The organism is Moorena sp., from assembly GCF_982860115.1.
Window position 1 is genome coordinate 26,090 of the sequence record NZ_CEYLVT010000023.1, and the last position, 8,024, is coordinate 34,113.

The window sequence follows — 8,024 nt, forward strand, 5'->3', positions numbered from 1 at the left end:
CTGTTAGTTTTATAACCTATTAGTCTAATCTATTAGTCTAACGTTGTATCCTAATCATACTTGTTCCAAATTTGTCAAGTTGAGTTTGAGATTAGAACTTTGTCCATTCTGATTTATCCCGGTTTCCATCTCAGCAATTTTGGCAATCTGAGCAATTTTCGCCCGCGCTTCCTCTAATTCAAGCTTAAGGGCATGGTATTCGGTTTCAACGGCATGATATTTGTTTTCAAGGGCTTGATAGTTGAGATTTAGTGTATTTCTACCGTCTTCTGCATTTTGAAGCCATTCTCTCAGGTTAATGACGAACTCCTGATATTTGAGGATTCTTCTGTTCAACCAGTAGGAATCTTGATACATTGGGCATTGGTTCTGAATACTATAGGATTCAGGTAGGGATAGTCTTAACTGACTAGAAATGCCTCCTGCATAATAGGATGTCATTGTGCGAGGATAGTAACACAATTTTACAGTTTCATTCTGGATTAGCCTCAGAAACCATTCATAATCCGATGATATTCTGTAGCGTTCATTGAAAAGCCCTATCTTAGAGAAAAATAAGTTAGCTCTGGAGAAGCTGGCTTGGTGAGGCAAACATCCACAAATCAGTTCATCAGCTACCTCTTCAGGCATGGGAGGCTTAACTACAATGGTAGACCCAGATTGCTCTCTAACCTCTAGGTCTCCATACACAAAATCACAGGAGGGATTTGCTAACAGGAAGTTAACGGTATCTTCGATAACTTTATCATCAAGATAATAGTCATCTGAATTAATAAAACCAATAAACTCACCAGAGGAGTATCTAACTCCCTTATTCATGGCTTCATAGATACCGCCATCAGGTTCGCTAATGAATCGGCTAATCTGATCACTATATTTATGAGCAATCTCCTTAGTTTTGTCTTGGGAGTTGCCATCAATAATAATGTACTCTATATCCTCATAGGTCTGAGAGACGACACTCTTGATCGCTCGCTCTATAAATCGCTCAGCATTTTTACATACAGTGATAATTGAAATCCTCACATGCTCCTCCTCAAAATTATCACTATTAGGGTGATAATACTGCTTTAATAGGTTTAACTATAGGGTTTAACTATATTCCAACTGCTTAGATTACCATCTTTCATTTACGTTGAGCTTTTAACGTTTGTTTAAAAGTTTTAACTTTTTTTAAGGTTAAATCACTTCCTTGACACTATTTAAGTAGGAATCGACTACTTCATTGCTCTCTCCCGCACACTTTATCCTGCCTTTGTCTAACCAAATCACCCGCTTGCAGTATTGGCGCACAAAGGATAAATCATGGGAGACCACTAAAACAGTGGCATGAGCCTCCCAAAATCTTTCCATGCGTCGCTGGCACTTAATTCTAAAACTTTGATCCCCTACGGATAACACTTCATCCAAAATTAAAATATCTGGCTGTACATCAGTGGCAATGGCAAAGCCTAGCCGCGCTGACATCCCTGAGGATAATCCCTTGACTGGCATCAACTTGTAGTCTTCTAGCTCAGCAAACTCCAAAATCGATGGGGTTCTCTGTTTCATTTCTTGTTTAGAGAAACCTAGCATCACGCCATAGAGTTTGATGTTATCCACTACCGAAAGTTCGGGATCGAATCCAGCTCCTAGCTCAATTAGAGGAGCAATTTCACCTCTTATCCATACCTGACCCCCTGTGGGCTGCAAGATTCCACAGATAACTTTAAGCAGGGTTGATTTTCCTGAACCATTGGGTCCAATGATGCCGATTTTTTCCCCAGCTTTTACGGCTAGATGAATGTCATCAAGGACTAAATTCTTGGAAGGTTTGCGGTATTTTCCCTCCAAAAAGGATAGTATGGTTTTCTTGAGGTCATAGGAAAACTCTTCTTGGGTTCTTCGCCACAATGAAACCCGATCGAGTCTAATAACTTCTTCTGTCATTTACAACAAATCCATGAAGTGCGGCTGCCAAACTCTAAAACAAGTCCAGCCTAAAGATACAATTACTATGGCACTTAGGCATGAGTGTCCAATCAACCCTACATCTGGTAAAGCTCCTGACAAAGAAATCTGTCGAATGCTTTCAATAATCGGCAATAAGGGATTTAAAAACAAAAATGGTCTAACCGCCTCTGGGACAATTGCTGCTGGATAAAATACTGGAGAGCTAATCCATATCACAAAGCATACTAGTTCGTAAAAATAAGGTAAATCCCTAAAGAAAACATAGAGAACACTGACAAGAAAACCGATGCCGATACTAACCAAAATTAAGGCAATTAACGGAAGACTCAACGCTAGCAAATTGACTACACTTTTTGAGGTAAGCAACGTGACAATAGCTAGGAGAGGAAAGCTGCCAACAGCTAACTGAAAGACGTTAGCGGCAATGGTTGAAACTGGGAAGACACTGATTGGTAAGCGAACTTTATTCAACAGGGCACCATTGCCAACTACACTGACTAATGCTTGGTTGGTTGAAGCGGAGAAAAAGTTAGTAACAAGCAACCCAGTAAAAGCAGCCAGAATATAGTTAATGGTTGAGTTGTCATAATAGGAGGCAAAGGTAGCACCAAAAATTGCTGTATATAGTCCTGTCATAATCAAAGGATTTAACAAAGACCAATATACTCCCAGAAGCGATCCTCGATAACGTCCCTTCAGATTTCGCTCTGTTAATATATACAGCAACTCCCAATAGCGCTGGAATTGCGACTGTGCGGTGTTAGCCTTGAGGGATAAGGTCATAATTTATACACCGAAGATATACAACCGAATATGAATATATAGAACCGAATATATAGGGAGTCAACTTAGCCTCCCTAATGGTTCCTAGATGCGCATTGCTAGAACAATAACATATCAGCGCGAATTTCTTCGCCCTGTCGCATTTCCACCCCGCACTCTTGGTTACGGCGCGTTCCCGTAGCTTGGCCGTAGGCCACGCTACGCGAACCCGTGACTCGCACAACCGTTCTGTTTCGGTCTGTATATTATTATCATAGTTTAGGGAAATTTGTCGAGTAGGAACTTGGTATAATCCCTTGAGAAGTAAGTATCTGACTGGATTATATGTCTCTGACTAGTGCTGACGAACTAGAGCCAAGTCCCTTGCTTTCTTGGCGACTAGGGCAAAGTAACTTGTTAGATTGGCGAGCTATTATCGAAACTAACCCATTCCTCTGGAGAGAAGCCAAGCAACGGTCTCACTTCGGACCTCAGGTGCTAATAGCAACTACTGTCGGCGGGTTAGCGCCACTGTCACTACCAGAAAGTCTACTAGCAGTAGCCCTTACCCTCAGAGGAGTACAGGTTCATACTCTGCTGTGTGACCATTCTCTGCCTGCCTGCCTCAATCTTCAAAAACTGGATACACCTCAAGAAACGATTGAAAACTATGATCTAGAAAGGATCAAATGCCAAAAGTGTTTCGCAACCGGTGGTTATCTTTATCAACCGTTGCATTTGACCAACCATGTATTCAGTGAACTGCTCACTGGGCTCGACAGGCTAGAGGCCAAACAGATCGCAGCCCACGTGCCGCTATCAGAGATTGAAAACTATTGCTTGGGCAACTGGAATATCGGTGAACATGCCTATGCTGGGGCGTTGCGCTATTTTACTAGTGGGAATCTAGATAACGAACCCAACAGTGAAATCGTGGTGCGTCGGTATTTTGAAGGGGCTTTGCTGACTGCGTATGCTATCAGTAAGCTACTGTCTAACTATGATTTTAAGGCTGCTTGCTTCAATCATGGCATCTACTTACCTCATGGCATCATTGGTGAGGTGTGTCGCTCACGCCAAGTGCGGGTGGTTAACTGGACTATTGCCTATCGCAAGCGTTGCTTTATTTTTAGCCACGGAGACACTTATCATCACACTATGCTCAGTGAGCCTCTCCATGCCTGGGAAACCATGCCTTGGACTGAGGCAATGAGCGATGACATCCTACAGTATTTGAAAAGTCGATGGCAAGGCACTCGGGACTGGATTTGGTTTCATGAAAAACCTGATGAAGAATTTAGCCGAAATGCTGAGGAGATGGGGCTTGACCTGAACCAGCCAGTGATTGGGATGCTCACCAATGTGATGTGGGATGCCCAGTTGCACTATCGGGCTAATGCTTTTCCCAATATGCTGAGGTGGGTACTCGAAACGATTGAGTATTTTGCTGCTAAACGTCCTGACTTACAACTGCTGATTCGGATTCATCCGGCAGAGATTCGGGGAACGTTGCCTTCTCGCCAACCCTTGTTGCCAGAAATCAAGAAGGTCTGGTCTCAATTGCCTAAAAATATTTTCATCATTCCTCCAGAAAGTCCTGTGAGTACCTACGCAGCGATGATGGAGTGCGATTCGGTGATTATTTATGGGACAAAAACTGGAGTAGAGTTGACCAGTGTCGGCATTCCGGTGATCGTTGGTGGTGAAGCTTGGATCCGAGATAAAGGAATCACGATCGATCCCTCTACAGCACAGGAGTATTTCCAGTGCTTGGATCAGCTACCCCTTGGTAAAGGGTTGGATTCCAATGCCCTTAAACGGGCGAGGATGTACGCTTACCATTTCTTTTTCAGACGGATGATTCCCCTACAATTTACGGAACCCCTATCGGAAAATCCTTTCGTGAAGCTGAATATTACTAACCTAGAGCAATTACTTCCTGGTGCAGATCCGGGTTTGGATATTATCTGTGATGGAATCTTGTCTGGTTCTCCTTTTATCTATCCAGCGGAACGATTGGGAATTGATCGCCTCTAGATTGGTGGCATGGGCATCTTGCTGGAATGGAGATGTTGGTGGAACGGGCATCTTGCCCGTTACCAATTTCGGGCATCTTGGTGGAACGGGCATCTTGCCCGTTACCAATTCCCACAGGCGAGAAGAGGCGAAAAATAAGGGCGAGTCTAGCACCACTAGCACCCTACTGCTCCGTTTGATAATCTAAAAATTTTTAGATTTAGCTATCCATAGGGATTTCCTATTATAACATAAACAATGGGATATTTTGATATGATTATCCCCGAGGGTGCCACTATAATCATGGCCACATCAGGTTAAGCTAAATCGCTTAATGGTGATGGCTCTATACAGGTGTGTTCAGGAGTGCCTTATGGACTATATCAAAATTTTGGCTAAGCCTTTTCGTCAAGTCAAAAAGTTGTATCACAGCTCATTTACTCAGTATCCTACCCAACTAGCTAATCCAGGACTAGCTAATCCAGGACAATTGAGTCATTTTAAGATAATACAGTCTTTAGCTAAACCGGTAATTAGCTCTGATAAAACGTGCATGGTCTCGGTGGTGATTGGGAGTTATAACCGTAGACCTTTACTGGAAAAAGCGATTCAAAGTGTTCGAGATAATCAGATTCGCGTCCCCTATGAAATCATTGTGATTGACGGGGGGTCAACGGATGGCTCTTTAGAATGGCTAATTCAGCAGAAAGATATTATTACTATCATCCAACATAACCGAGGGGAATTCCAAGGAAAGCCACTCAAGCGTCGTAGTTGGGGGTATTTTATGAATCTTGGCTTTAAATCAGCTAAAGGAAAATACATTTTGATGATCAGTGATGATTGTCTGCTATTACCGAATGCGGTTAATTTAGGGCTGGATAAGTTTGAAGAGGTGGAAAAAGCTGGCGGAAAACTAGGGGGAGTAGCTTTCTATTTTCGGAATTGGCCAGAGGATCAAGAGTACTATGTACAACATACCCTTGGTGGCAAGCTGTTTGTTAATCATGGTATGTACTTAAAAGAAGCCCTAGCAGCAGTTGACTGGGCGGATGAAGAGCGATATATCTTTTATAAAGCTGATGGTGACATCTGTTTAAAGATGTGGCAGCTAAATTATGAGATTGTAGATTGTCCAGGGGCTTATGTGGAACATTATTATGATCGAAATGAAGCGGTTCGCCAGACTAACAATGCTGTTTTAGACCATGACCGAGAAGCTTACTTGCAGCGATGGGAAGGAATTTATTATCATCGATATAAGCGGGATCTCCGGAGACGAGTAACTAGGTTATATGAGGACAAAAATAGAACAGCAGACCAGTTTATGAACTTAGTTTATTAAGTTGTCTAGGAGTAACTAAATGGGTTCGGTGAAACAGGAAATTGGTCGGTTGGTAAATCGTCTGTTAGCGTCAATGAATTTAAAGTTGCTAAGGCTTTCAGACTACAAACAAATTGTGGAAGCGAGTCCGGATCCAGGCAGGGAACTATGGCGATGGGTTCGTGAAAATTATTCGATTAAGACGGTGATTGATATTGGCTCAAATAATGGAGATTTTGCGGAATTTTTAGCTTGTTACTTCAATGCTAAACAAACCTATGTATTTGAACCATTGCCATCTTATTTATCAGACTTAGAAGGGAAAGCGGCTAAGATTCCTAATCTAAAAATTTTTAATGTGGCTTTGTCGGATTATGAAGGAGAAGAGTTATTTTATGAGAATTCTTACGGGCCAGCTTCTTCGATGTTACGCATAAGTGAACTATGTAAGAATGAATTCCCACAAACATCAGGAGAAACGGAGATTAAAGTAAAGGTTTGCCCCCTGGATGATCTGTTACAGTCAGAATTAGAGTCTGATAAATTTGAGAGAGATATTTTTATAAAAATTGATGTGCAAGGGGTTGAAGATAGTGTAATAAAGGGAGGTAAAAAGTTATTTTCTATAGGGCGATGTGTTCTGGTAGAAATGTCATTTGTTCCCCTGTATAATGAACAACCATTATTTGAAGAGGTGCATGACTGTTTGGTTGAATTGGGTTACCGATTTGCGGGAATTAAAAATCAGATTAATTCTATCAAGTCTGGACAGCCATTATTCTGCCATTGTTTGTATGTCCGTTAGGGTGGTTAATTGTTAAGAGTGAAGGTGAGGAGTGAAGGAAGCATGAAACTTTCTGTTGTTGTTGGTACCTATAATCGATTGAGTCTTCTGAAGCAATGTATTACTAGTATTATTGAACAAACATCAACCCCTACGAAAATTTATGTAACTGATGCGGGGTCTGATGATGGCACGATTGAGTATTTAAATGCGATCGCATCCTCAAATCCACAGGTGATTCCGATTTTGGTGGGAGAAAAGCTTGGTCAAGCTAAAGCCTATAATGATGTGTTCAGACTTATAGATACTCCCTATGTGTGTTGGGTCAGTGATGATAATCTAATCGTGAACCAGGGTCTGGATACGGCGGTAAAAATACTTGAGCAAAAGCCGAAGATCGGGATGGTAGCCCTGAAAGTAAGGGATAAACAAGGGCCCTTCGTGAGTGCTCCCTACATCGGTGGTGTCTCAGTAATTGGTGTATTAAATGTTAACCAAGGTGTGCTGAGAACTTCGGTATTAAAACAGGTGGGTGGATTCTGTGAAGTATTTCGAGATTATGGGATTGATCCGGATTTGACCACGAAAGTTTTATTTTCGGGACATGATATTGTTTATACTAAAAAAATTGCTATTCATCATTACCGGAATTGGAGTTCGGATCCTAATACTCCAGAATATGCCCAAATGATGGAGAGGCAAAAGCAGTATAAAGCCCTTTATGCGGAACGGTACTCAAAGTATGCGAAAGGGGGTTGGTTCTGGCAACTGAAAAAGTATCTTTGGGCATTGTTTCGTAAAGGGATCGGGTTTGATCAACACTACAATTCAGACCAACCGATCTTCTGGAATCTCATCCCTCGGGATTGGCACAATATCATGACCAGTCGGTATATTAGTATCACGGATCCGATGACTACCCAACGTAAAAGTTATCACTTAATTCAACATTGTCCAGGATATCTACGACCGAGATCATTTCAAGTCGAGCCGTTATCGTAAAAGCTATCAGCTATCAGCTATCAGCGGTCAGCTATCAGCTATCAGCTATCAGCTATCAGCTATCAGCGGTCAGCTATCAGTTATCAGTTAAAGGCTATCAGTTATCAGCTATCAGCTAAAGGCTGACGGCTATCAGTTATCAGTTAAAGGCTATCAGTTATCAGCTATCAGCTAAAGGCTGAC

8 protein-coding genes are annotated in these 8,024 nt (G+C 41.9%); 5 read left to right on the top strand and 3 right to left on the bottom strand.

Annotated elements, in window-relative coordinates; genetic code table 11:
- Positions 1-54 precede the first annotated feature (54 nt).
- The 3 genes from AC4II3_RS06510 to AC4II3_RS06520 form a co-directional block, all read right to left on the bottom strand.
- Complete coding sequence (locus AC4II3_RS06510; RefSeq protein ID WP_488007821.1) at positions 55-1,026, bottom strand: glycosyltransferase family 2 protein; 972 nt, start codon at positions 1,024-1,026, stop codon at positions 55-57.
- 153 nt (positions 1,027-1,179) lie between these two features.
- On the bottom strand, positions 1,180-1,929 hold the full coding sequence (locus AC4II3_RS06515; RefSeq protein WP_488007819.1) for an ABC transporter ATP-binding protein: 750 nt from the start codon (positions 1,927-1,929) through the stop codon (positions 1,180-1,182).
- Positions 1,930-2,736 (bottom strand): ABC transporter permease, encoded by an 807-nt coding sequence (locus AC4II3_RS06520; RefSeq protein WP_488007817.1) that lies wholly within the window; start codon positions 2,734-2,736, stop codon positions 1,930-1,932. It abuts the gene before it with no gap.
- 324 nt (positions 2,737-3,060) lie between these two features.
- Between AC4II3_RS06520 and AC4II3_RS06525 the strand changes: the two genes are divergently transcribed.
- The 5 genes from AC4II3_RS06525 (at position 3,061) to AC4II3_RS06545 (ending at position 7,841) form a co-directional block, all read left to right on the top strand.
- Complete coding sequence (locus AC4II3_RS06525) at positions 3,061-4,752, top strand: capsule biosynthesis protein (protein WP_488007815.1); 1,692 nt, start codon at positions 3,061-3,063, stop codon at positions 4,750-4,752.
- Positions 4,739-4,939, top strand: a complete 201-nt coding sequence (locus tag AC4II3_RS06530) for a hypothetical protein (RefSeq protein WP_488007813.1) — start codon at positions 4,739-4,741, stop codon at positions 4,937-4,939. Before AC4II3_RS06525 ends, AC4II3_RS06530 begins: the two co-directional genes overlap by 14 nt.
- A 165-nt stretch (positions 4,940-5,104) precedes the next feature.
- Positions 5,105-6,076, top strand: a complete 972-nt coding sequence (locus tag AC4II3_RS06535; RefSeq protein ID WP_488007811.1) for a glycosyltransferase — start codon at positions 5,105-5,107, stop codon at positions 6,074-6,076.
- Between the two features lie 19 nt (positions 6,077-6,095).
- On the top strand, positions 6,096-6,860 hold the full coding sequence (locus tag AC4II3_RS06540; RefSeq protein WP_488007809.1) for an FkbM family methyltransferase: 765 nt from the start codon (positions 6,096-6,098) through the stop codon (positions 6,858-6,860).
- Between the two features lie 42 nt (positions 6,861-6,902).
- The gene (locus AC4II3_RS06545; protein WP_488007808.1) at positions 6,903-7,841 is read left to right on the top strand and encodes a glycosyltransferase family 2 protein; all 939 of its coding nucleotides are present in this window, start codon (positions 6,903-6,905) and stop codon (positions 7,839-7,841) included.
- The last annotated feature ends 183 nt before the right edge of the window (positions 7,842-8,024 follow it).